The organism is Pelodictyon luteolum DSM 273 (genome assembly GCF_000012485.1).
In the GTDB taxonomy this organism is placed as follows: Bacteria; Bacteroidota; Chlorobiia; order Chlorobiales; family Chlorobiaceae; genus Chlorobium; species Chlorobium luteolum.
This window is the reverse complement of the sequence record NC_007512.1, coordinates 1,054,626-1,077,886: the sequence shown is the minus strand read 5'-3', so window position 1 is coordinate 1,077,886 and position 23,261 is coordinate 1,054,626. Positions and strand designations below refer to the sequence as shown.

Genomic DNA, 23,261 nt, shown 5'->3' with positions numbered 1-23,261 from the left:
ATTCATATACAACCCTGCGCCCTCAAGCCGACTTCAGGCTGAGTTCAGGGCCGAGAAACGATCGGATGTCCCGACGGTACTTCAGAAAAGCTTCGCGACCCTCACCGGTGATGCTGTAGATGGTATGCGGCTTGCGCAGCTGGAACCCCTTGTCGCAGCTGATGTAGCCGGCCGACTCGAGTTTGCGCATATGGACACTGAGGTTGCCGTCCGTTGCGTTGATGCAGTCGCGGATCTCCACGAATGAAGCCTTTCCGACGGCAAGGAGGTAGGATAGGGCGGCAAAACGTATCCGTGCATGAATATGCTTGTCAAGGCGCTGGTGGTTGAAATCGGCTACAGCCTGCTCTTCGGGGGCAGTTTCTTTCATCGGGCAGCTACAAAATCTGTCTGGTTCTTAAAACTTTTCGCGATAAAGTACTTTTTTTGATCCACACAAACAAAAGAAGAAACCCCTCAGCACAAAGGAAGATTTCGCCATGGCGCAGGGGAATCCTATATTCCCCTGCACACACCGCCCCAACCACAGATATTCCCGATGAAGAGAGAACGATCAAACATCCTCAACCTCCGCATGGATGAGCTCAAGGAAGCCCTTGCAGCCATCAATGAGCCTCAGTGGCGCGCAGCGCAGCTGCACCAGTGGCTCTTCAGCCACCGTGCCGGATCGTTCGACGACATGACCACCCTCAGCCTCCCCCTGCGCAGGAAGCTCGCCGAATCCTTCTATATCCAGCAGCCCGTCACAGAAAAGCACGATGAAACAATGGAGGGCAGCCCTGCAGGAGCGACTGAAAAGCTGCTCATCCAGCTTCCCGACGGAGAACGGGTCGAAACCGTCCTCATCCCGGGGCCCAACCGGATGACGGCCTGCGTGTCGGCACAGGCGGGCTGCCTTTTGGGATGCTCCTTCTGTGCAACCGGGCAGATGGGGTTCCGCCGGAACCTCTCCTCCGGGGAAATCACCGGACAGGTCTGGGCGCTCTCCGACATGCTGCAGGAACGGAACCGGGAGGCCTCGATCTCGAACATCGTCTTCATGGGGATGGGAGAACCACTCCTGAACACTGCAAACGTCATCGAGGCGGTCCTGAACCTCAGCACCCGCAAGTACCGCTTCAGCACCTCACAGCGCAAAATCACCATCTCGACGGTCGGCATCACTCCTGAAATCGACCGGCTTGCCGATACCGGCCTGAAAACCAAGCTGGCCGTCTCGCTTCACTCGGCCATCCAGGAAAAACGCGAAGCGCTGATGCCGCAGGCCGCCAGACAGTACCCGCTGGACAGGCTGCGCGAATCGCTCATTGGCTACGCATCCAAAACGGGAGAACCCGTAACCCTCGCCTACATGCTTCTCAAGGGCATAAACGACTCTGAAATGGATGCAAAGCGGCTTATACGCTACGCCTCCGGCTTTTTCTGCAAAATTAATTTGATTGATTATAATCCAATCGTTAATATAAAATTCGAGCCAGTTTGCGACGGCACAAGGGAACGGTTCCGTGACATTCTTCAGGATGCAGGCCTGCAGGTCACCATCAGGAAAAGCTATGGAACCCCCATCAATGCTGCATGCGGCCAGCTGGCGGCAGACTGCACGGGCAACAGCGACAATCTCTAACCGGCCAACCACCATGGATCTGCTTGATTTCATCCCCTTCAAAACCGAGTTCGCAAAAGCCTACCACGGCCTGACCGGCAACGCGACCCACACATCGGAAACCCCTGAATTCAGCGAACTCAAGGTCCGCCGCTACACCCGCAAGGCATCGGACATCTCAGAATTCATCACCACCAAGGTCGATCACTGGCTCGGATGGGATCTCCGGAGCGAAAAAACAGCGGTCGGCGGCATGAGCGTCATCCGTGCCGAAGTCACCTCCTTCGCCCTGCTCGGCATGAAAATCCAGGTCACCTTCGGCCTGCTTGAAGAAGAGGATGTCAATGGCGAAACCCTCACGACCCTCAACGCCAAGGCGGTAACCCAGATCGAATCGAAAGGGGACATGGGCGAAAGCCGCAGAATGATCCGCATGATGCTGGGCGCAACGGATTTCGAGTTCCGCCGCGACATCCTCGACGAAGAGGACTACTACCTGCGCGCCCTGGACGCAAAAACCTCGGCATCGGCTTTCCAGCAGATGTTCGACGAAGCAAGACTGCATCATAAGAAAAAGACCTCGGGAAGCCCCAAAGCCACGGCCATAGAATTCCACAAGACGCCGGCAAAAAAACAGGCCATCTCCTTTACGATGCCCCCGAAACCGACCGATCCCTCGCTGTCCTCCTCACCCGCAAACGGCCAGAACGGAACGGCCGGCACCGAAGGAGCAGCTCCTTCAAAACCGAAAGTGACCATCATTACCACGAAAAAATCCTTTTAAAGCAGTTTGATGAGAATTATCCTACTGGGGGCTCCGGGTGCAGGAAAAGGCACACAATCCAATTACATCTCGAAATCGCTCGCCATTCCGCAGATTTCGACCGGCGACATGCTCCGCGCCGCAGTGAAGGCCGGAACCCCGCTTGGACTGAAGGCGAAGGAAGTGATGGACGGCGGCAATCTCGTCTCCGACGACATCATCATGGACATCATCAAGGAACGCCTGCTGGAACACGACTGCAAGGAGGGCTGCCTGTTCGACGGCTTCCCGAGAACGATAGCGCAGGCTGAATCACTGGACCGGCAGGGTATCGACATCGACCATGTCATTGAAATCCATGTCGATGACCGGGAAATCATCGACAGGATGAGCGGCCGCAGGGTCCATCCCGCTTCCGGCAGGACCTACCACATCCGCTTCAACCCTCCCCAAACAGCCGGCATGGATGACGAAACCGGCGAGCCCCTCGTCCAGCGCGCAGACGACACCGAAGAAACCGTAAAGAAGCGCCTCGAAATCTACCACGACCAGACAGCCCCCCTCATCGAATACTACAGCCGAAGGGCAGCGGGTGCCGGCACCGGAGCCTTTGCCCCCCGCTACACCAGAATTGAAGGCACAGGCAGCGTTGAGGAAATCCGCGACCGGATACTCGAAGCCCTCAGGGGGTAATGCCCCGACCGCAGGGCCTCCCCCTGGAACCTCTTTTGCCATCATGTACGCACTGGCCATAGCAGAAAAACTCTTCAGGGGCGAACCCTTTCCGCTGATGGTCCCGGGCCCTCCTGAAGAGGGCCTCCTGCCGGGCAGCATGGTGCTGGTTGTACCAAGAGGCGGCAAAGCCGCCCCCTCCACAGCCTATATCATCGAAACCGGCATCGAGCCGCCTTTGAAGGAGCCTCCGGCTGAGCTCGCCGACATCCTACACGGCGGAGAGCCTGTCCTGACGCCCCCGCTGATCATCCTCACCCGGTGGATGGCCGGATACTACCTTACCCGCCACATCGACTGCGTCACCGCCGCAGTACCGGTTGCCGTGCGTACGAGGGTCGACGACATCGTCGAAGCGGCCGGCTTCAGCCTCGAAACCGACACCCGCCGGGTCCGCAGCACGGCGCTCCGCCGCAGCATCATGCAGCTGCTCGCCAAAGAAACACGCATTACGGTCAAGCAGCTCCAGCGACGGCTCGGCAAAAAACACATCTACGGCACCCTTTCCGAACTCGAACGGAGCGGGCACTTGAAGCTCCGCCGGAAGTTCACCAGCACGGCCCAAAGGACGGTCCCGGCATGGCGCCGGGCCCCGGTTCTGCCGGGTGAAGCTGAAGAGGAGCTGAAAAACACCCCGAAACAGCTCGAAACGTTCCGCCGCGTCTCAGCCTTCGGTCCCGGCGGAGCGTCGCTGGAAGCCACCGCCGCATCCCGCAGGATCCTCAACACCCTCACGGCCTCCGGTTACCTGGAAAAAATAGCGGTTGCCGTGGAGGGCCGGTTCGATACCGGCATGCCGACAGAGCAGGAAGAACCAAAACAGCCGACCGCGCAGCAGGAGGCTGTCCTCGGGGAGCTCAGGAGCGCCAGCCGGAAGGGCGGGTACAAAACATTCCTCCTGCACGGCGTCACCGGCAGCGGCAAGACCCTCGTCTACATCGAATTCCTCAAAGAGGTGCTCAAGGAAGGCAGGACCGCCATCGTCCTCGTCCCTGAAATCGCCCTCACCCCCCAGACCGCAGGCCGGTTCCGGCAGCATTTCGGAGACACGGTCGCCATCATGCACAGCGCCATGAGCAATCAGGAGAAATACGACGCATGGCACCGCCTCCGGAGCGGAAGGGCAACGATCGCCCTCGGCGCCCGTTCCACCATCTTCGCCCCGCTCTCGAACCTCGGTGCCGTGATTGTCGATGAAGAACACGACGGTGCCTACAAACAGGACCGGAACCCCCGCTACAGCGCCCGTGACCTCGCCGTCATGCGCGCCCGCACCGAAGGGGCCGTATGCATCCTCGGCTCCGCCACCCCATCCTTCGAATCCTACGAGAATGCCCTTCAGGAAAAGTACCGCCTCCTCGAGCTCCGGGATCGCATAGACGGCGCCACCATGCCGAAGCTCTGCCTCATCGTGATGAAGGACAGCCCGAAGGCGACCCCCTCCATATCCGAAAAGCTCCGCCACGAAATCTCCAGACGCATGGAACGAGACGAGCAGGTCATCCTTCTGCAGAACCGGAGGGGGTTTTCCGGCAGCGTACTCTGTTTCGCCTGCGGCCATGTCCCCCTATGCCCCCACTGCGGCATTCCGCTTGTCTACCACGCCGGCCACCGCCAGCTGCGCTGCCACTACTGCGGCCATACCGAGCCCTTCAGCAAGGTCTGTCCCGCATGCGCTTCCCCTGACCTCTTCTACAAGGGAAGCGGGACGGAACGCATTGAAGAGGAGCTCCAGTCGCTCTTTCCCGAGGAGCGGATTCTGCGCATGGACGTGGACACCACAACAACAAAAGGCTCGCACGGGCGCATCCTCGACGAGTTCCGCCGTGGAAAGGCCCGCATCCTTCTCGGCACCCAGATGGTCGCCAAGGGGCTTGATTTCCCCCGCGTCACTCTCGTCGGCGTCCTTATGGCCGACATCGGCCTCAACCTCCCCGACTTCCGCGCCTCGGAGCGCACCTACTCCCTCCTCACCCAGGTCGCCGGCCGCGCAGGCCGCTCGTCAAGCCCGGGAGAGGTCTATCTGCAGGTATACAATCCGGAAAGCGAAGTCTTCAACGCCCTGCTCCGCGGCAGTTACAGTGCATTCTTCAAGCATGAGACGGACTCCCGAAGGGAACTCTGCTATCCGCCCCACGCAAGGCTGGTGAAGTTCGAATGCAGCTCTCCGGATGAAGAGACCGCAGAAGAGGCGGCCATGACATGCAGGACGATGCTGCTTGAAGCCGTGGCCGAAGGCCAGGGAGTGGTGCTCGGGCCCGCACCGGCAGGCATCGCCAGAATCCGCGGCAGCTACCGCTATCATGTGCTGTTGAAACTCACCGGAGGTCGCCTCACAGAGGCCTTCGCCCTCGGCCTTCAGGACGAGATCGCCCGGCGGTTCCGCACTCCTTCTGCCATCCTCTCCATCGACGTCGATCCCGGCAGCCTGATGTGAGGCAAGGGGGGGCGCCCGCCGGGGCTTCAGGGCACGTCACCCTCACCAAGCCGGAACCTCCGGCGAACGGCCTTTTCAATCTCCACGAAAAACAGCACGCTCGAACTGACTGCAAGAATGACCAGCCACTGCTGAAGGTCAAGCGGGACCGTGGCAAACACCTGCTGCATGAAGGGCATATAGGTGAACACCACCTGCAGAAGCACAAGCGCCCCGCTGGCATACAGTACGTATCGGTTCCCGAACAGCCCCCCGGGTGAAAACACGCTCCGGGTGAAAAACCGTGCACTGAACAGGTAGAATATCTCAAAAAACACCAGGGTGTTCACCGCCACCGTACGGGCACATGCATCTGTGCACCCCGCCCGTTCATACCAGAGGAACAAACCGAAGGTACCCAGGACAAGGATGCAGGACACGTAGACTATGCGCCAGGCAACAAAGCGCGACAGCAGCGGTTCGTCCTGATTTCGGGGACTGCGCCGCATCACGTTTTCTTCCGGCTTCTCAAAAGCCAGCGCGAGGGCCAGGGTGACGGCCGTGACCATGTTCACCCAGAGGATCTGCACCGCCGTAATCGGCAGCGTGTAGCCGAGCAGTACGGCAAACAGGATGCTCAATGCCTCCCCTCCGTTGGTCGGCAGCACGAAGAGTATGGACTTGGTCAGGTTGTCGTAGACGGTTCGTCCCTCTTCGACCGCATTGGCTATCGTGGCGAAATTATCATCCGTCAGCACCATTTCAGCGGCCTCCTTCGACACCTCCGTTCCCTTTCCACCCATCGCAATGCCGACGTCCGCACGCTTGAGGGCCGGTGCATCGTTGACCCCGTCGCCGGTCATGGCGACCACGTTGCCGCCCGCCTGCAGGGCCGTCACGAGGCGCAGTTTATGCAGCGGGCTGCTGCGGGCGAACACATCGATCTCCGCCGCTTTCCCGATCAGCTCGAGGTCATCCATGGATTCGATTTCACTTCCCCGAAGGACCTTAAGGCCGTCCCCTATGCCGGTTATTCTGCCGATTGCCCTGGCCGTATCGGCATGGTCGCCGGTAATCATCTTGACCCGTATGCCGGCATCCCGGCAGCGGGAAACCGCCAGCGCCGCCTCATCTCGGGGTGGATCGATCATGCCGATGAGCCCTACGAGGCCGAACCCCTCCGCCACATCCCCGAACCCGAGTGTGCTCAGCCGGGTCGTCACCGGCTTGCATGCAATCGCCAGCAGCCGCTCCCCCCCGGAAGCCATATCCTCAGCCTTTTTCTGCCAGAACTCAGGCCTGAAGGGAAGATCTCCGTCTATGCTCCAGACTGACATGCAGCGCTCAAAAACCACCTCAGGAGCCCCTTTCAGGTACACGTAGGCCATGCCGTCATGATTGTGGTGCAATGTCGCCATGAACCGGTGCTCCGATTCGAATGGAATGAGATCGATGCGCGGCCACTCCTCCCGCTCGGCATCGGCCGAATACCCGGCCTTCATGCCAAAAGAGAGCAGCGCTCCCTCGGTCGGATCCCCGGAAAGCACCCACCGGCCCTCCTCCTGCTCAAGCACCGCATCGTTGCAGAGCAGTGAGACATGAGCCAGCATCCTGAGGTCAGGATGAAGGGCAAGATCGACCTCTCCGCCATCAAGCAGAAATGCCCCGTGCGGGTCGTATCCAACGCCTGTCACCTGGAAGCCTTTATCGCCGAGCGAGATCGAACGCACGGTCATTTCGTTGCAGGTAAGCGTCCCGGTCTTGTCGGTGCAGATGACCGACACGGATCCGAGGGTTTCGACAGCCGGAAGCCTCCTGATGATGGTACGCCTCCGGGCCATGGACTGCACGCCGATGGCGAGCGTGATCGTCATGATCGCCGGCAGGCCCTCAGGAATTGCCGCCACGGCAAGCCCGACGGCGGCATTGAACATTTCCTCCGGCCGGTACCCCCTTACGAACACACCGAAAACGAACATAAAGATTGAAAGGGCAACAATGGAGATGGTGAGGGTCCGGCCGAACGCCTCAACCCGCCTGAGCAAGGGTGTCTGGAGGGTTTCGACATGCGCCAGCATCGAACTGATCCGGCCGATTTCCGTCCGGTCTCCCGTAGCAGTGACCACCCCTTCCGCCTTGCCGTACGTGACGAGTGTACCCGAAAAAGCCATACAGAAACGGTCGCCGAGTGCTGTTTCGGAGCGAACCGCATCCGTGTTTTTTTCAACCGGGAGCGACTCCCCCGTCAGAATCGACTCATCCGCCCTCAGCTCCCTGACCTTCAGGAGGCGCATATCAGCCGGCACCTTATCGCCCGACTGCAGCAGCACAATGTCTCCCGCCACCAGCTCCTCGGCATTGAGCTGATGCGTCCTGCCGTTCCGGCGCACCAACGCCTGCAGGGAGAGCATTTGCTTGAGGGCATCCATGGCTTTCTCGGCTTTTCCCTCCTGAACAAAGCCGAATATCGCATTGAGCACAACCACGCCGAAGATCACCAGGGCATCGACCATGTGGCCGAGCGCCGCCGTAAGGATGCCGGCCGCGATGAGCACATAGATCAAAAGATTGTTGAACTGCCGGAGGAACCTCTTGACCGGGCTTACACTCTCAGGAGGTGTAAGCCGGTTCGGACCCTTCGCCCTCAGTCTACTCAGGGCTTCCTCCCGGCTGAGGCCGCCTTCGGAGGAATCAAGTGCTTCAAGCACCTCCCCTGTTCCTGCCGTATGCCATTCAAGCTGCATGAGGCTCTGGAGTTTTGTTGTTCAGGAACGCATAGGGTACTGCTACGCTGGGGGTATGCAATCATTAACAACGAGAGCTGCATGAAAATTCACTTCTCCCCCACCGCCATTGCCACCCGGTGGAAGAAAGTCCTTGCCCTATTGGCACTTTGACTGCTACATTGACTGCAATACCCCCAAACCATCAGCTCAAGGAGCACAGCATGCAATTCGAATACCAGAACCCCACACGCATCATCTTCGGAACAGGAACCCTTTCACGGCTCGGCGAAGCGGCCCGGCAATACGGCACAAGGGCGCTCCTCGTCACCGGAGGCGGGAGCGCCCGGCGGAACGGATCGCTCGAGAGGGCAATAGCAAGCCTCAAGGCCGCAGGCCTCAGTGTCGTTGAATGCGAGGGAGTGGAACCAAACCCGCGGATTACCAGCGTCCGTCGCGGAGCAGCTCTGGCCCGGAAAGAAGGCTGCGACCTCGTCATCGCCCTTGGCGGCGGCAGCGTCATGGATGCCGCAAAAGTCATGGCCGCGGCTTTCCATTATGAAGGGGATCCGTGGAACATGATGGCACACGGCCAGTCGGAGCGGCGGCTGCCGGAGCGGGCGCTGCCCGTCATTACCGTACCGACACTTGCGGCAACCGGTTCTGAAATGAATGCGGGCGCCGTCATTTCAGACGAAGAGAGTACCCTGAAAGCCGTCGTGTCGGCAAAATGCCTCTATCCGAAAGTCGCACTGGTCGATCCTGAGCTGAGCATCGGCGTCCCCCGGGCTGAGACCGCCTATGGCGTCTCGGACCTCATCACCCATGTCACGGAATCCTACTTCAACGGCATCGACGGCACGCCGGTCCAGGACCGCTTTGCAGAAGGGGTCATCCTCACAGCCCTGGAGTGGGGCCCGAAGGCCGTCAGCGACGGCACGGACATCATGGCACGCGAGCTTGTTCAGTGGGCCTCGCTCGTCGCACTCAACGGTTGGGTGCAGGCCGGTACCCAGTCCCCGTTCCCCGTGCACATGATCGAGCACTCCATCTCGGCCCACCACGACGTGGCACACGGCGCCGGCCTCTCGGCCATCAACGCATCCTGGATGCGCTTTGCCGCCAAGAGGCGCCCGGAGCGGTTTGCCCTGTTCGCTAACCGCATCTTCGGCGTCCCGCTGAACGGGCCGAAAGACATGGATGCTGCCATGGAAGGGATCGAGCGCCTCGATGCGTTCATGAAAAGCATCGGCTGCCCGACCAGCCTCGGGGAGCTGGGCATCGGCGAAGGTCTCATAGAGCGCTATGCCGCAGACACCCTTCTGGTCGTTCACGACCTTGAAGGCCGCCTTCCCGGACGGCCGGCGATGAGTGAAGCCGATATCGTCGAAGTGCTCAAAAGCGCTCGCTGAAAGGAAGCGCACGCTCTAGGGAGCACCGCAGTGGCAGAGGCACTGCGGGGAGCAGGGGGTTTTTAAAACTCATCGGGAAATCGTACATTCAGCAGTACATTTTTCAATCCCGGCATCTGTTCCCTGCTCCCGTAACGTGGGAACAGGCCTGCAGCACAACCCTTCACCTTAGGTGCGCTTTCCCCCGCGGAAGCAGCCCGCACCTCCCCCCGACCCTATGCGACAGTCCATAAAAAAAGAGTGGTTCTCCACCCCCAAGAGCGACCTTCTGGCCGGCCTTGTCGTCGCCCTTGCGCTCATACCCGAAGCCATAGCATTCTCCATCATAGCAGGAGTCGACCCGAAAGTCGGCCTCTACGCCTCCTTCAGCATCGCCGTCACCATCGCCTTCACCGGCGGCCGGCCCGGCATGATCTCAGCCGCCACCGGTGCCATGGCCCTGCTCATGGTTACTCTCGTCAAAGAGCACGGCCTCCAGTACCTTCTTGCCGCAACCATCCTCACCGGGGTCCTGCAGATCATTGCCGGCTACCTCAAGCTCGGCAACCTCATGCGCTTCATCTCACGGGCGGTTGTCACCGGCTTCGTCAACGCCCTTGCGATCCTCATCTTCATGGCGCAGCTTCCCGAGCTCACCGCCGCCCCCTCGGCCGTGTATGTTATGACGGCGGCGGGACTGGCCATCATCTACCTTTTTCCGCTGATTCCGGTCGTAGGAAAGCATATTCCCTCTCCGCTCGTCACCATCGTCTCCCTGACGGCGTTCTCAATGGCGCTCGGTCTCGACATCCACAAGGTCGGCGACATGGGAACACTGCCCGACACGCTGCCGGTCTTCCTCCTGCCGGAAGTGCCGCTGAGCCTTGAAACCCTCCGCATCATCCTCCCCTACTCCATCGGCCTCGCCATTGTCGGGCTTCTGGAAACGATGCTGACCTCGACCATTGTCGACGACCTCACCGACACCGGAAGCGACCGCAACCGCGAATGCCGCGGCCAGGGCCTCGCCAACATCGGCGCTGGCCTGGTTGGCGGCATGGCTGGCTGCGCCATGATAGGCCAGTCGGTCATCAATGTGAAGTCGGGAGGGCGCGGCAGGCTCTCCACACTCTCTGCCGGCGTGTTCCTGCTTGTCTTCATCGTCTTCCTCGGCGACTGGCTGAAGCAGATCCCCATGGCAGCCCTGGTGGCCGTCATGATCATGGTCTCCATCGGAACATTCTCCTGGGACTCGCTCCGAAAACTGAAAAGCTACCCGCTTTCCACCAACATCGTGATGCTCTCCACCGTCGTCATGGTCGTTGCAACCCACAACCTCGCCATCGGTGTCCTCGTCGGCGTACTGCTTGCAACCCTGTTCTTCGCCAACAAGGTGGGCCACTTCATGGTGATCAGGTGCGACGACACCCTGGAGGCGGAGCGCACCTACAAGGTCATCGGTCAGGTCTTCTTCGCATCGACGGAGAAGTTCACGGCATCGTTCAACTTCCGGGAGGCAATCGAGCGGGTCACCATCGACCTTTCCGATGCCCATTTCTGGGATATCAGCGCCGTCACGGCACTCGACAAGGTGGTCCTGAAGTTCCGGCGTGAAGGCACCGAAGTGAAACTCGTCGGCATGAATGAAGCCAGCGCCACCATCGTGGACCGGTTCGGACTGCATGACAAGCAGGCAGAGATCGAAAAGATCCTGGCCGGTCATTAACGAAAGAGAGGAGAACACCTATGACACACGTACTGGCCTGTATCGACGGCTCCATGGCCGCAACTGCCGTCTGTGACGCAGCAGCATGGGCAAGCCGGCGGCTGCATGCACCGCTTGAACTGCTTCATGTGCTTGAAAAGCCCGACAAGCCGGCCGGAGGAGACCTGTCAGGCTCGATCGGCTTCGGCGCCCGGGAACATCTGCTTCTTGAACTCGTGGCCCTTGAGGAGAAGAAAAGCCGGCTGCTGCTGGAGCAGGGAAAAGCCATGCTTCAGGCCGCACGAGAGCGGGTGGAAGCCTCCGGAAGAGAACCTGTCACTTCGCGCCAGCTGCACGGCCCCCTCGTCGACATCCTCGAAGACCTTGCCGGTGAAACCCGGCTCTGTATCATGGGCCGAGAGGGCGAATCAAACACAAGGGCGCACCGGGCCATCGGCAGCAACCTCGAAAACGTCATCCGCACCCTCTCACGCCCTGTCCTGATAGTACTGCCCGGCTTCCGGAAACCCCGTTCGTTCATGATCTCCTTCGACGGCAGCCCGACGGCTTGGAAAGCAATCGACATGGTCGCCGGAAGTCCGCTCCTCGAGTCCATCCCCTGCCATGTGGTCATGGCAGGCAAAGCGGCCGACACCCGGCAGAACGAGCTGACTGAAGCCTGTCATAAGCTCGGGGAGCACGGGTTCGAAGTAACGGACGCATCACTGGACGGCAACGCACACGACGCACTCCTCGGCTACCGCCGGGAGCACGACATCGACCTCATGGTCATGGGTGCATACGGACACTCCCGCATCCGGCAGTTCCTCATCGGCAGCACGACGACGAAAATGCTCGCCTCCTGCGAGGTACCGCTGCTTATCCTGCGGTAAGATGACGTGGAGAAATGGATAGAATGTCAGGGTCTCGGCATACAGGGCGCCCCGTCACTCGATATATAACGGCTCCGAGACGATGTAGCCTTTGGCGCGAATGGTTTTGACGGGAAGCCGTGACCCGCTTTCCGATGCTTTCTGGCGCAGACGGTGAATGAGCACGTCGAGCGCCTGGCTGCCGGAACCGGCAGGATCATAGCCAAGGGTTTCGATGAGGCTGTGACGGGAAATAGTGGTCCCGGTGGAGGAAGCAAGGATCTCCAGCAAGTCGACCTCCCTTGAAGAGAGCCTGATCCGTTCCCCTGCAGGAGTAATGAGTACTGCATCACTGCGAAGAAGCCGCCATGCGGCAGCACGGGGCTGGAGCGCCTGAAGCCCGGATCCTGGGCCGCAGTCACCCTCATGCAGGCCAACCCTGCCGAGATTGCTTTCGATCGTTGCGACAAGCTCATCGGTATCGACCGGTTTGAGCAGGTAGGTATCGGCCCCGGCACGGTAAGCCGCAATACGGCTTTCGAGGGCTCCGCGGGCGGTCAGAACGACAATGCGCATGTCGGTATTGTTCCTGATGTACTCGGCAAGCACCACCCCGTTCTGGTCGGGCAGGCCGAGGTCAAGGATGACGAGCTCGCAGGGAGTCTCGGCGACCTTCTGGTAGAACTCCAGGGCGCTTCTGGCCCCGACCACTTCATAGCCGCAGAGCGAGAGCGTTTCAATGAGGCTTTCACGGAAATCGAGGTCATCTTCAACCACGATGATCCTGTGGGGGTGAAATGCCTTTAGGGCAACCGCATGTTCTTGCATTGCTGCTGACGCTGTATTCATGGTTTCGCCTGTCTGTCTCCGCCTAAGGATGCAATGACGGGAAGCGTGATCGTCACGACAATCCCTGAGGCCTGTTTGGAAAGCGCAATATGTCCCTCGTGCTGGGTGACGATGTTCTTCACGAGCCAGAGCCCCAGACCCGCCCCTGCCGTATTGCTGGAGTTCCCTCCCCGATGATATTTCTCGAAGAACAGGTCCATGTCCACGTCTTCAAGGGGTTCGCGCAGCTCGTTGCCGACATCAATCATGATATGACCCGGCCCGGCCTTCCGGCAGGTGATGCTGATTGGCGACTCATCGGGTGAATACTTCCGGGCATTGTCAAGCAGGTTGAAAATGGCAAATTTGACCCCGGACTCCTCCCCGTATACCCGCACATCCTCCAGGCAGTTCTCAAACAAGACGCTTCTTTCTTTCCATATCCCGGAAAACGCTTCGACCTGGGATTTGATGATGCCGGCAAGCGGGAGTTCGTGCCTGCCCGTCACCGATTTATGACGGTCGGCCATCCGGCTTTCCTGGATGGAGACCTCAAGCACCTCGACCAGGCGGGCAATGCTCCGGTCAATCTTTGCAAACTCCTGACGGTTCTGGAAATTCCCCATCTTGTTCTTCATCTTGACGAGGTCGAGATTGGTCCTCATGATGGCCAGGGGCGTCCGGTATTCATGGGAGATCATGCTCAGGAACCGGTGCAGCCGCTCCACCTCTTTCTGGAGCTGGATATTGCGGTCGGCAATCGACTGCTCAAGGCGGCTGATGTTCTGCTGCTGCATTTTCTCAAGCGTGACATCGACCATCATGACCAGCATGACCGCCATGCCCTCGAACTCGATGAATTCCGTGGAGTAGAGCACATCGACCAGGTCACCGTTCTTTTCGTGCAGAAGGACCTGGCGGTTGCATATCCGTTCGCGCTTCAGGGAGGCCATCTCAATGGCCTGATAGTCCTCCCTGCAGGCATGGATGCCGATATCGGGTCCTGTGCGGCCGAGTACCTCAACAAGAGTGTAGCCGAGCAGGTTGAGCCAGGCATCATTGACATCAATGATCTTGCCCGTATCGATCTCCTTGATGCTGATGGCTATCGGAGCATTGTCGAAAATGCCCCTGAATTTCCGTTCATTTTCCCGCAGCTCGTCATCGAGCCGTTTGCGGTCGGTGATGTCCATGATGGTGCCGACATACCGGTCTAAAGCGCCCTGGGCATCAAGCTGTGGTTTGCCCCTGCAGGCCAGCCAGTGGATGGTACCGTCCTCAGGGTGGCATACCCGGAACTCGATATCGATCTCGATTTCACGATTGGCCGCCTGCATGACGATACCGAACGTCTGCTCCCTGTCCTCCGGCAGGACATTGCTTTCGCAGAGCTTGTGATTGTTGGGTTTGCTGCCGGACTCAAGGCCGTAGAGCTGCCAGATCCGGTCAGACCAGAACACCTGATCATGCTTCAGATCCCACTCCCATACGCCCGCTTTCGTGGCCTCAAGGGCAAAAGCCATGCGGGCCTTGCTTTTGAGCAGCTGCTCCTCAAGCGATTTCTGTTCGGTGACGTCGATGACCGTCCCGAGGTATTTGACGATGGCTCCGGAGGCATCCCTGCGGGGCTGCCCCCTCGAAAGCAGCCAGAGCATCGAGCCGTCCGCCCTCGGAACCCGGTATTCGAAGGAAATCTCCCTCCCTTCAGCCGAAGCGGACTGCACCGAGAGGCAGGCTGCATCCCTGTCCTCGGGATGGAGCGTTTCCGCCCATACGGCAAAAGACGGCTCACGGGAGTGCGGCTCAAGTCCGTAAAGGGCCCATACCTCATCCGACCAGGTATTGCGTCCAGTAAGGAGATCCCACTCCCAGATGCCGGCCTTCGCCGCAGCCAGAGCCTGCTCGAGCCGGCTCCGGTTTTCGATCAGTTCTATTTCCGCAAGCTTGCGCTCGGTGATGTCGGTAATGAGTCCGATGTACTTCACCACAGTTCCGTCAGCATCTCGTTTCGGCGAACCCTTGGACTGGAGCCAGTGCAGGGAACCATCGCCCGGATATTTCACCCGGAACTCCACCGAAGCATCCCTGCCGCCCGTCACCGCATCCTTGATCACATGGCTGACTATCGCGCGGTCCTCTTCATGCACCGTCGACACACAAAGCTGATGGTTCAAAGTCTCGGAGCCGGGAGAAAGTCCGTACAGCCGCCATACCTCTTCGGACCACAGCAGTTCATCGGTTTCAATATTCCACTCCCAGATGCCCGAACAGGCAGCCCCGAGCGCAAAGGAAAACCGTGCCTTGTTGTCACGCAGCTCTGCTTCAAGCTTTTTCTGTTCGGTTATGTCAATCGTGATGCCGATGTAGCCCTCCATCGCTCCCCGGCTGTCGTGATAGGGCCTGCCGCGGCTCATGACCCACCGCCGGCTCCCGTCGTCGAGAATGATGCAATACTCGACATGCATGAGCATGGCGGAGGAGCTGCAGGCTGCAAAGGCCTGCAAGGTCGAGTCGCGGTTCGTCGGGTCGAGCCGCTCCTCCCATATCGCCAGCGAGGGCGGCTCGCCCGTGTTCTGCATTTCAAAAAGACGCCACAGCCCTTCCGACCATTGAATGGCTCCCGACTTCAGATTCCACTGCCAGGTGCCGGCATCGGCTGCGTTCAGTGCCCGGGAGATGTTCTGGTTGGCATCGGCCGGCGTTCTGCCTCCGGCACCATCGTCGGGAAAGGTGAGGACCAGTGCCTGAACGGCGCCGTCCGGAGAGCTGAGCGGACGGATGTTGCCCGAAGGAAGCCCCGTTTCCAGAACGTTCCGGCAGAGCACGGAAAGCTCTTCAGTATTGATGGTGCGGAGCGGGCTGGAAGAGATAATATCAAAAAGGTTCCGGCCGAAAGACAGAGGGCTTCCCGAGCCAAGCCCTCTCTGAAAGAGGCCATTGGAATGGAGAATGCAGCCGTGAGGGTCTATGACGGCAGCTTCGTGCGGAACGAGATCGATGATGGTGTCGATTGCCGATGCATCAGGGATGAACGTCTTTTTGGCCATGGATTGCTGCTGCTCCGTTCCGAATGGGAAATAACTTCAATAAATGAAAGTTTTTAAAGATAGCAAAGCGCTGAGCTGCCGCAGACCGGGAAACCGGGCTCACATGTACTTCATGCCGATGAGTGCGGCCGCAACGAACTGGTTGAGAAGGAAAAGGATGTTGTTGACCAGCTGGAAGCGGAGGAAGGCGTTGTGCTCATTCACTTCACTTTTACCAATCGCATTGCCGAACCCGTCGTCGACGGCTCCCTGCATGAATGACGCTCCGGTGCTCGGATCTCGGTATATGGGAATCTGTACGGAAATGTTGATCCCGAGGGAGACAAGGATCATCACCATCAGCACCGGAAAGCCCCACTGCCATGCAAGAAAGGCAAACCCGGCAAAGGTCAGATCGATGATGAGGAATGCCACGAGAAAAGTGTAGCGTGAGCCGATGAGCACGGTCAGGGATTTCATGCCGCTCTCGGCATCGCCCTTCTGTGATTTGAAGTCATTCATGATGATGAGCGACATGGCCATGAAGAAGTTCAGCACGGCAAGCCAGACGATTTCGGGGCGTATGTCGCTGAAGAGCGCATTGGCCGAAAGATAGGTGATGAAACCGTAGGACATGCCGACGGCCGGCGCGGATAGGAAAATGTTCTTTTTCAGCTTGAATGGCGGCGCCGAATAGACAAATCCGAGAAAAAGACCAGTCAGCATGCATATGGCAAACACAACCCCCCTCTGGCCACCGATATGGAGTGAAATGCCTGCGCAGATCAAAAGTGCCAGAAGAAGAACAATCCCCCAGTTCCAGGCAGCCTCACGCTTGGTAATCCGTCCTGAAGGAATCGGCCTCGTCGGCTCGTTCATGCGGTCGAGCTCGAGATCGAAATAGTCGTTGACCGACTGGCTGAAACCGGTTCCGAGCGGACCGTAAATGATGAAAAGGAGCAGGAGGAGCAGATAGTCATGCCAGGTCGGCTGCATGGCTCCGGTTCCGATCACCCCGCAGGCCAGGCAGGGAGAAACGCTGATCCAGGTTACCGGATCAAGAAGCTCGATGTGGGTCTTGATTTTATCCATCAGGCCTAAAGGCTGCCGCGGGGAGAGGGCGGTGTCATGCATGGTTAGAGCGGTAAGGGGTTGTAAGCCGAAAGGACTGACATGTGTCCGGAAGTCATTCAGAGATAGATGGAGGGCTTGAGGCTGCGGGTGAAGCGGTTCATCTGCAGGTTCGCAAGCCAGACCCAGTTCAGCGGCTTGCCTTTCATCCGCCGCGCTATCGCCCGCCCCTTGTACACCTCCTTCTGCACCTTGACGAAGTGATCGAGGAACTGCCCGGTGCCGAGGCCCTTAGGCTCGAACATGTAGTGATAGGTATCATATTTGTCCCAGTCCATATGGCGGAGCCGGGGCTTCATTTCCTCGAAGTACGGGGTGCCGGGAAACGGGGTGACAAGAGAGAATACCGGGAAATCGATCCGGTTATCCATGATGAAGTCATAGGTCAACTGAAAGCTCTCCGCACTGTCGTTGTCGAACCCGAACATGAAATAGCCCTGGATGGCGATGCCATGCATATGGAGGTTGTCGACAACGCAGGAGTAGTTCTCCAGCCGGTTCGAGCCTTTGTGCACACTTTTCAGGGTTTCGGGATTGAGCGACTCGAACCCGATGCTCATCAGATCGCAGCCGGACCATGCCGCAAGCTCTGCAATCTCCGGATCGTGGAGGAAATTCATGGAAATGTTGGCGTTCCACCTGATACCGAGCCGACCCATGTGGCTGAGGAGTTCCTTGAAATAAGCAGGGCGGAAACTGATGTTGTCGTCCATGAAGGAGAAATGAACCGACTCCCTCCCCAGGCGGTCCTGGTGGTAGCGCATTTCGTCGAGAACGAGTTCGATATCCCGGTACCGGTAGTTCTTCCCGTAGATGGTCGGCGTCGTGCAGAAACTGCAGCCCACAGGGCAGCCTTTTGTCGCCAGCACGGGGATCCTGTTACTGTATCTGCGGCTGTTCCTGCTTTGGAGCGCATAGGAAAAGTCCGGCCGTGCCATCGCATTCATCGGGCGCAGGGCCTCAGCACGGTAGACCGGCTGCATCCGCCCCGCCATGATGTCACGGCAGAGTTCCGGCCATACGGACTCGATCTCCCCGTAGATGACAGAGGTGGCATGCCGGCATGCCTCATCAAGAGACATGGTGGGATGCACGCCGCCGAGCAGTACCGTCCGGCCCTGCGATTTTGCTGTATCGGCAATGGCGTAAGCCTTCGTGGCATTCAGGGTCCGGGAGGTGATGGCAACGACATCATATCGGGAAAAGTCTTCCGGAACAGAGTCACCGAGGCGCTCATCGATGAAATCAACATCGAAAACCTCGCCGGCGAGGGTCGCAACCATGACGAGGTTCAGGGGCATGCTGACTCTCCGGGAGTCAACCATCATAGAGGTATTGCTGCGGGGCTGGATGAGTAGCCATTTCTTGCGTCCGCTCCCTCTGGAAGGCACCCTGCCGGCGCCCTCAGCAGCCGGCCGGGAACTCGGAGTGAATGGAGAGGTCATAGGTCAGCCGGGGCACAGTGATGATTCGAATTACAAGCGGGCAGAGAGAAAAGGAATCAGGCTGTTCACGAATCAAACCGGCTGGAAACTTCCTTGGTGGGGGTGGCATATCCGGAAACGCCGGGTGAACTGCCGCGAAGGCTTCCCATGCCGGACGCACCGCCGTAGAGCTGGGGATAGGCATTGGCGCCCAGACGCTTGGTGCACTTGCCGACATTCTCGAGATAATCGCCGACTACCCACCAGTGTCCGTCGATGAACACCTCAAGCAGACGGCCATAAGCCTCCGCACCCTTAACAAACGCGCCGTTGAAATCTTTCATAACTGATTATTTCGTATTGACTGAGCAGAGATAATAAACGCAATAAATGTAATGAAAGCACCTCTGAATTCCTAAAGCCGGGGCGACTCGCCGGTAGCGAACCCGCAGCGGGAATTCGGGGTCTCGAGCTGCGGGGACGGCATCTCGGCACACTCCCCCTCGGCGGAAACACGGACCCGCCTCTTTACCGGTGCAGGTCTCTCGACCACCTCAGAGGCCGAAGGATGCAGGCGATTGAAAAAAGCTTCGACCGTAGTGGCCAGCCGTGCTGCCACAAGAAAAGAGAAGTAGTTATGACTTTTCATTGCCATGGGGGAGAGGGGAATTTCTCAAGCACTCTTTCAAATATTACAAATAAAACTTATAATTCCGATAAGAATCAGAAGATTCAGATCAGTCCCAAACAAAAAAACCATACCCACCATGGCAAACGAAACCAACATCGACATCACCAGCACGGTCAATGAACTCATGGGCGCAGTCGGAAAGATCGGCCAGATGCAGGTTGACATCGTCACACAGATCCTGAACTCCGCTGCTTCAGCAGTTGAGCCGCTCGGGAAAACTGCCAGCGATCTGGTCGGCAATCTCACCAACACCGTCACCTCCACCCTGCAGAACGTTACCGCTTCATTCAACCCCCAGAAGTAACGTAAGCGCTCTTATCCAGGACGCTTGACTACCCCCTCTGTCACGTGAAGCGCCCTGGTTCATAATTCCAAAAGCACCAGCCATGCCCGCATCCTCCAGCACCGCGTCAACACCTGCAGAGCAGGGCATGCAGGGTCTGGCAATGCTTGCACCTCTCGTTGGCATTCCACTCTGTTTGCACGCTCTTGGAGGCATACTCCTTGCCGGCGCCGGCATTGCCGCCACCCTCGCACCGATGACCCCCGCCGCAGTCCCCATCCTTGGAGCTCTTGCCTCAACAGTCGATTTCGGCGCAATCACAAAAAAGCGCTCTGGGTCGAGCGGATCAGCGAAAACCCTGAACACTGTCGTTGCCGTCCCGATCACCGCCAAAAACGTGATAGATGAGGCAGCAGCAGGAAGCAACGTCCAACCAGAAAATAAGTTCACCCCTTATGATCAGGCGATTATGGCTTAATGCCGTCCAGTCGGCATGGAAAAACTACATCCACAAAATCGATCAGTGTTCTGCGGAGAAGAACTTCAGAGAGCATCTCCGCCAGAAGCTCGATCTGGATATGACGCTTGAAGAGTTCGGCGAAATGGTGTTCATTGAAGGCTTCACCGCCGGCGAACAATACGGGCGCAAGCTGCAGGTACCCAAAGGGCACCACAAGGTCCGGATGAATTAACAACAGCAACACAGAGGAAACATACCATGAACCAGAACCCGATAGCTGCCGCGGCAACAGCGGCAGGAGCCGCCGGCGGCGCTGCGCTGCTTGCCCCGGTCGCCGCACCGGCACTGCACGGCATCGCAGGCATTGCCGTCATTGGACTCGGCCTTTTCGCCGCCGGAACTGCCGTTGTCAAAACAGCCGGCTTCATCAACGAAAAAGCTACAGGACTGTTTGGCGAGGGTGCCGCATCAAAGCCCAGGCGCACACCCGGGGAGGGATCCCTGAAACGGTAACCGATGTACGCATCCCTGCCCTCAAGCTGGCACAGGAGCGAAGAATGCGCTCCAAGGTACCATGCCGTCACGCTCCCATTATCCCGACATACCTGGATTCCGTTTGCAGACATACCCCCGTCTTTCGACCTCACAACACTCTACAGGGAGCTGCAGCGTCTGCATCCCGAAGGGTTCGTCATCAGGGGCTGTCCGCCGGAAGTCAGCGCCCTGTTCCATTCTTTTGGTGACGACACCCTCAGGACAGGAATGGATGCGGTGCTGGACCTCACTTCACACCGGCACTTTGAAGGGAAAAGAGTCCGGGCAGCGCTTAAGCGGGGATGGCGGCACGGCATGGTTGAGGAAATCCCCCCCGCAGCCCTCACCACCGGGCGCCTTGCGGCACTGCAGAAAGAATCGGTGCATGCCGGAAAGCCCATGCTCCGGAATCTGTTCCGAAGCAACCCCCTGGAAACATCACGGTGTTTCGTGTTCCGGTCGTTTTCGGGAGTCTGGCATGCCTGCCTGACCCTTTCCCGGCAGGGAAAGAACGCATTCCATACCGAGCTGATGCTCCGGAGCGCCAACGCACCCGGAGACGTCATGGAATGCCTTATTGCCGGAACAGCAGAACAGCTGCGGGCTGAAGGCGCTGAACGACTGAGCCTCGGTGAGGTTCCCTTCATGATACATCAAGGGGACCCTCAGCCGCTCGCACTCCTTGAACGGATACTGTTAACCGCAGCGCCGCTCTGCCGGCACGCTTATGATTATAAAGGCCTCTACGCCTTCAAAAACAAGTTCCGTCCCCTGTGGCGCACCATGCGGCTGTGTGCCGGCCCCGGCGTAGCACTAAAGCCGTCCCTGCTCTTCGAGCTTGCCTATAGCACAGGATTTGTCGAACTGCTGGCAGAGGCCACCCTGCAGCAACTCGACCTCCTTGATGAGGGTGAGGAAGAACCAGCAAACGGAGGGAAGCCCTTTTCTTCGGCAAGCGGCTGCTGACTCAACTGAAGCCCCCGGCCGATGCTGCCGGGGGGCCGTTCACCCAACGCCCCGAGAATCGCCACATCTTTCAAGCTTCCCTCAATAGTTCAAGCCTGGTCCAGAGAAAATCAACAGCATCAATCACAGAGAACGACGACACGTCATCAGACACGCTGCTTTCCCCTCATACCTGACAAGCCGTACCCATCATCAGAGAGGATGCACTGCGCGCCTGAAGACGCATACTCCCCCAATGCACATGCCCTGCTGAGCGCACGCATGAGTCATGCGGCGAGGATGTCCAGCCGGCCAAAGAGTGCAGACTGCAGGATGTGCGACAGAATTTGTGTATACTTTCAATGAAGGACCCGTAACAACCCTCCAACTTTTTCTCGTGAAGGACCATGAGCGATTTTGAATGGAAGGCCGGCTGGATGCGCCAGCATCCGCTGAAGAGCATAGGAGTCATCCTCTTTCTCATCGGGCGATACCTGTTTGCCGCCATCTTTGTCTACGGGTTCTGGCACAAGCTGGTGAAAGGGTGGCTATGGAGCGACCTGATGGAAGGATTCTTCACCCTGCGGCTCAGTGAACTCGAGCCGGGCTCGCTGCAGGCGCTCTACCTCGAGTATTTCGCCATCCCGATGGCTATGCCGATCGCCTGGATCGTCACCCTCGGAGAACTCATCATCGCCGCGGGACTCATTCTCGGCATCGCCGTAAGGGCCAATGCTGCCTTCGCGCTCTTTCTCTTCCTGAACTTCACGGCCGGCGCGTATTTCAACTGGTCGATGCCGCCCCTCATGCTCTACTCCATTCTCATGATTGTGCTTCCCTCAGGGCACTGGCTCGGGCTTGAGCGGAGTCTGCTCAGGAAACATCCGGACTCACTCTGGTTCAAATAACGGTCATGAAGCACTACACTCCGACACTCCGCCTCCTCCGCACCTTAGCGCTCGGTGCCATTGTGACCTCTTTGTCTGCCATTGGCGGAACCCCTTGCGCAATGGGCGAAACGCAGGCCCTGCATGCCATCAACGAGGGCGACCGGGCATTCTGGAAAATGCAGTATGAGAGCGCCGATTCGCTCTACGGCATTGCGCTGAAAGAGGATCCGGCCAGCGCCGAAACCCGTTGGAAGATGGCCCGGCTCCAGGTGAGCCTCGCTGAATCGCTGCGCCCGGACCGCCGCCGGGAACGCATCGTGCATTACCGTAAAGCGGTTGACTACGGCCGGCAAAGCATTGCCCTTGACAGCACCAGTGCACCGGGCCATGCCTGGCTTGCAGCGGCTCTCGGCCTCCTGTCGGAAAAGAGCGGACCGAAAGACAAACTCCACAACGCAGAGGAAATCAAGCACGAGCTCGACACTGCGCTCCGGCTGAACCCGAACGAGCAGACGGCGCTCTCCATGCTGGGCTCCTACTACCGGCAGGCTGCCTCAATCAGCTGGTTCAAGCGGATGATGGGGGGAACATTCGTCGGAAAGATGCCGAAAGGCTCATACCTGGAGGCAAGGGAGACGTTCAGGAAGGCGATCACCCTGGACCCCAGGGTGATCCGCAACTATCACGAACTGGCTCTTGTGGAGCTTGAGATGGGCAACAGGAAAAAAGCGGTGCAGCTGATGCAGGCCGCACTGGACAAGCCCGTCCTGTTCTACAGCGACCGCCGGCGCCTGCAGAAGATGCGCCGGCTCATCGAAAAGCTGAAGGACGACTGAGCGGCCGC

22 protein-coding genes are annotated in these 23,261 nt (G+C 58.8%); 14 read left to right on the top strand and 8 right to left on the bottom strand.

From position 1 onward, the window contains the following. Positions 1-22 precede the first annotated feature (22 nt). A complete protein-coding gene (locus PLUT_RS04985; RefSeq protein WP_011357688.1) occupies positions 23-370 on the bottom strand; it encodes a winged helix-turn-helix domain-containing protein in 348 nt (115 codons plus the stop codon). Between the two features lie 168 nt (positions 371-538). On the opposite strand from PLUT_RS04985, the gene rlmN reads away from it, so the two are divergent. From rlmN to priA, 4 genes are read left to right on the top strand one after another with little or no spacing between them, the layout of a single operon-like run. Next, positions 539-1,624, top strand: coding sequence for a 23S rRNA (adenine(2503)-C(2))-methyltransferase RlmN (rlmN, locus tag PLUT_RS04980; protein WP_011357687.1), 1,086 nt, complete (start codon positions 539-541; stop codon positions 1,622-1,624). 13 nt (positions 1,625-1,637) lie between these two features. After that, positions 1,638-2,387, top strand: coding sequence for a hypothetical protein (locus tag PLUT_RS04975; RefSeq protein ID WP_011357686.1), 750 nt, complete (start codon positions 1,638-1,640; stop codon positions 2,385-2,387). Between the two features lie 9 nt (positions 2,388-2,396). Beyond that, complete coding sequence (gene adk, locus PLUT_RS04970) at positions 2,397-3,059, top strand: adenylate kinase (RefSeq protein ID WP_011357685.1); 663 nt, start codon at positions 2,397-2,399, stop codon at positions 3,057-3,059. Positions 3,060-3,102: 43 nt separating this feature from the next. Continuing rightward, the gene (gene priA, locus PLUT_RS04965; RefSeq protein WP_011357684.1) at positions 3,103-5,535 is read left to right on the top strand and encodes a replication restart helicase PriA; all 2,433 of its coding nucleotides are present in this window, start codon (positions 3,103-3,105) and stop codon (positions 5,533-5,535) included. 26 nt (positions 5,536-5,561) lie between these two features. On the opposite strand, the gene PLUT_RS04960 is transcribed toward priA, so the two are convergent. After that, a complete protein-coding gene (locus PLUT_RS04960) occupies positions 5,562-8,258 on the bottom strand; it encodes a cation-transporting P-type ATPase (protein ID WP_011357683.1) in 2,697 nt (898 codons plus the stop codon). Between the two features lie 203 nt (positions 8,259-8,461). On the opposite strand from PLUT_RS04960, the gene PLUT_RS04955 reads away from it, so the two are divergent. From PLUT_RS04955 to PLUT_RS04945, 3 genes are all read left to right on the top strand, one after another. Then, positions 8,462-9,649 (top strand): iron-containing alcohol dehydrogenase, encoded by a 1,188-nt coding sequence (locus tag PLUT_RS04955; RefSeq protein WP_011357682.1) that lies wholly within the window; start codon positions 8,462-8,464, stop codon positions 9,647-9,649. Between the two features lie 217 nt (positions 9,650-9,866). Continuing rightward, complete coding sequence (locus PLUT_RS04950) at positions 9,867-11,354, top strand: SulP family inorganic anion transporter (protein ID WP_011357681.1); 1,488 nt, start codon at positions 9,867-9,869, stop codon at positions 11,352-11,354. A 20-nt stretch (positions 11,355-11,374) separates the two neighbouring features. Further along, on the top strand, positions 11,375-12,226 hold the full coding sequence (locus PLUT_RS04945) for a universal stress protein (protein WP_011357680.1): 852 nt from the start codon (positions 11,375-11,377) through the stop codon (positions 12,224-12,226). A 54-nt stretch (positions 12,227-12,280) separates the two neighbouring features. Here PLUT_RS04945 and PLUT_RS04940 read toward each other — a convergent pair whose 3' ends face one another. The 6 genes from PLUT_RS04940 to PLUT_RS04915 all read right to left on the bottom strand — a co-directional run bounded on the left by PLUT_RS04940 (position 12,281) and on the right by PLUT_RS04915 (position 19,269). Beyond that, entirely contained in the window at positions 12,281-13,033 is a 753-nt protein-coding gene (locus PLUT_RS04940; RefSeq protein ID WP_162010064.1) for a response regulator transcription factor, read from the bottom strand. A gap of 17 nt (positions 13,034-13,050) precedes the next feature. Next, the gene (locus tag PLUT_RS04935; protein WP_011357678.1) at positions 13,051-16,080 is read right to left on the bottom strand and encodes a PAS domain-containing sensor histidine kinase; all 3,030 of its coding nucleotides are present in this window, start codon (positions 16,078-16,080) and stop codon (positions 13,051-13,053) included. Positions 16,081-16,179: 99 nt separating this feature from the next. After that, entirely contained in the window at positions 16,180-17,193 is a 1,014-nt protein-coding gene (locus tag PLUT_RS04930; RefSeq protein ID WP_011357677.1) for a UbiA family prenyltransferase, read from the bottom strand. A gap of 56 nt (positions 17,194-17,249) precedes the next feature. Further along, complete coding sequence (locus PLUT_RS04925) at positions 17,250-18,635, bottom strand: B12-binding domain-containing radical SAM protein (protein WP_011357676.1); 1,386 nt, start codon at positions 18,633-18,635, stop codon at positions 17,250-17,252. 65 nt (positions 18,636-18,700) lie between these two features. Continuing rightward, the gene (locus tag PLUT_RS04920; RefSeq protein ID WP_011357675.1) at positions 18,701-18,958 is read right to left on the bottom strand and encodes a bacteriochlorophyll c-binding family protein; all 258 of its coding nucleotides are present in this window, start codon (positions 18,956-18,958) and stop codon (positions 18,701-18,703) included. 71 nt (positions 18,959-19,029) lie between these two features. Next, entirely contained in the window at positions 19,030-19,269 is a 240-nt protein-coding gene (locus PLUT_RS04915) for a hypothetical protein (protein WP_041463815.1), read from the bottom strand. Between the two features lie 112 nt (positions 19,270-19,381). Here PLUT_RS04915 and PLUT_RS04910 point away from each other — a divergent pair, with 112 nt between their 5' ends. The 7 genes from PLUT_RS04910 to PLUT_RS04880 all read left to right on the top strand — a co-directional run bounded on the left by PLUT_RS04910 (position 19,382) and on the right by PLUT_RS04880 (position 23,253). Further along, positions 19,382-19,609, top strand: coding sequence for a hypothetical protein (locus tag PLUT_RS04910; RefSeq protein WP_041463814.1), 228 nt, complete (start codon positions 19,382-19,384; stop codon positions 19,607-19,609). Positions 19,610-19,691: 82 nt separating this feature from the next. After that, positions 19,692-20,066: a hypothetical protein gene (locus tag PLUT_RS04905; protein WP_041463813.1), complete on the top strand. Its 375-nt coding sequence runs from the start codon at positions 19,692-19,694 to the stop codon at positions 20,064-20,066. Then, entirely contained in the window at positions 20,044-20,280 is a 237-nt protein-coding gene (locus PLUT_RS04900) for a hypothetical protein (RefSeq protein WP_041463812.1), read from the top strand. The genes PLUT_RS04905 and PLUT_RS04900 overlap by 23 nt, the downstream gene beginning before the upstream one ends. 26 nt (positions 20,281-20,306) lie before the next feature. Beyond that, a complete protein-coding gene (locus PLUT_RS04895; RefSeq protein WP_011357672.1) occupies positions 20,307-20,561 on the top strand; it encodes a hypothetical protein in 255 nt (84 codons plus the stop codon). A gap of 3 nt (positions 20,562-20,564) precedes the next feature. After that, positions 20,565-21,548: a phosphatidylglycerol lysyltransferase domain-containing protein gene (locus PLUT_RS04890; RefSeq protein ID WP_011357671.1), complete on the top strand. Its 984-nt coding sequence runs from the start codon at positions 20,565-20,567 to the stop codon at positions 21,546-21,548. A 386-nt stretch (positions 21,549-21,934) separates the two neighbouring features. Continuing rightward, positions 21,935-22,435, top strand: coding sequence for a DoxX family membrane protein (locus tag PLUT_RS04885; RefSeq protein ID WP_011357670.1), 501 nt, complete (start codon positions 21,935-21,937; stop codon positions 22,433-22,435). Between the two features lie 5 nt (positions 22,436-22,440). After that, entirely contained in the window at positions 22,441-23,253 is an 813-nt protein-coding gene (locus PLUT_RS04880) for a tetratricopeptide repeat protein (protein ID WP_011357669.1), read from the top strand. Positions 23,254-23,261: the final 8 nt, after the last annotated feature.

What these genes read in the sequence shown, in the direction of transcription:
- PLUT_RS04930 (WP_011357677.1), bottom strand. Translation starts at nt 17,193, where the DNA reads ATGCATGACACCGCCCTCTCCCCGCGGCAGCCTTTAGGCCTGATGGAT.
- PLUT_RS04985 (WP_011357688.1), bottom strand. Translation starts at nt 370, where the DNA reads ATGAAAGAAACTGCCCCCGAAGAGCAGGCTGTAGCCGATTTCAACCAC.
- PLUT_RS04960 (WP_011357683.1), bottom strand. Translation starts at nt 8,258, where the DNA reads ATGCAGCTTGAATGGCATACGGCAGGAACAGGGGAGGTGCTTGAAGCA.
- PLUT_RS04950 (WP_011357681.1), top strand. Translation starts at nt 9,867, where the DNA reads ATGCGACAGTCCATAAAAAAAGAGTGGTTCTCCACCCCCAAGAGCGAC.
- PLUT_RS04905 (WP_041463813.1), top strand. Translation starts at nt 19,692, where the DNA reads ATGCCCGCATCCTCCAGCACCGCGTCAACACCTGCAGAGCAGGGCATG.
- PLUT_RS04940 (WP_162010064.1), bottom strand. Translation starts at nt 13,033, where the DNA reads ATGCAAGAACATGCGGTTGCCCTAAAGGCATTTCACCCCCACAGGATC.
- PLUT_RS04975 (WP_011357686.1), top strand. Translation starts at nt 1,638, where the DNA reads ATGGATCTGCTTGATTTCATCCCCTTCAAAACCGAGTTCGCAAAAGCC.
- PLUT_RS04945 (WP_011357680.1), top strand. Translation starts at nt 11,375, where the DNA reads ATGACACACGTACTGGCCTGTATCGACGGCTCCATGGCCGCAACTGCC.
- PLUT_RS04920 (WP_011357675.1), bottom strand. Translation starts at nt 18,958, where the DNA reads ATGAAAGATTTCAACGGCGCGTTTGTTAAGGGTGCGGAGGCTTATGGC.
- PLUT_RS04915 (WP_041463815.1), bottom strand. Translation starts at nt 19,269, where the DNA reads ATGGCAATGAAAAGTCATAACTACTTCTCTTTTCTTGTGGCAGCACGG.
- PLUT_RS04910 (WP_041463814.1), top strand. Translation starts at nt 19,382, where the DNA reads ATGGCAAACGAAACCAACATCGACATCACCAGCACGGTCAATGAACTC.
- adk (WP_011357685.1), top strand. Translation starts at nt 2,397, where the DNA reads ATGAGAATTATCCTACTGGGGGCTCCGGGTGCAGGAAAAGGCACACAA.
- PLUT_RS04890 (WP_011357671.1), top strand. Translation starts at nt 20,565, where the DNA reads ATGTACGCATCCCTGCCCTCAAGCTGGCACAGGAGCGAAGAATGCGCT.
- priA (WP_011357684.1), top strand. Translation starts at nt 3,103, where the DNA reads ATGTACGCACTGGCCATAGCAGAAAAACTCTTCAGGGGCGAACCCTTT.
- PLUT_RS04880 (WP_011357669.1), top strand. Translation starts at nt 22,441, where the DNA reads ATGAAGCACTACACTCCGACACTCCGCCTCCTCCGCACCTTAGCGCTC.
- PLUT_RS04900 (WP_041463812.1), top strand. Translation starts at nt 20,044, where the DNA reads ATGATCAGGCGATTATGGCTTAATGCCGTCCAGTCGGCATGGAAAAAC.
- rlmN (WP_011357687.1), top strand. Translation starts at nt 539, where the DNA reads ATGAAGAGAGAACGATCAAACATCCTCAACCTCCGCATGGATGAGCTC.
- PLUT_RS04895 (WP_011357672.1), top strand. Translation starts at nt 20,307, where the DNA reads ATGAACCAGAACCCGATAGCTGCCGCGGCAACAGCGGCAGGAGCCGCC.
- PLUT_RS04955 (WP_011357682.1), top strand. Translation starts at nt 8,462, where the DNA reads ATGCAATTCGAATACCAGAACCCCACACGCATCATCTTCGGAACAGGA.
- PLUT_RS04935 (WP_011357678.1), bottom strand. Translation starts at nt 16,080, where the DNA reads ATGGCCAAAAAGACGTTCATCCCTGATGCATCGGCAATCGACACCATC.
- PLUT_RS04885 (WP_011357670.1), top strand. Translation starts at nt 21,935, where the DNA reads ATGAGCGATTTTGAATGGAAGGCCGGCTGGATGCGCCAGCATCCGCTG.
- PLUT_RS04925 (WP_011357676.1), bottom strand. Translation starts at nt 18,635, where the DNA reads ATGACCTCTCCATTCACTCCGAGTTCCCGGCCGGCTGCTGAGGGCGCC.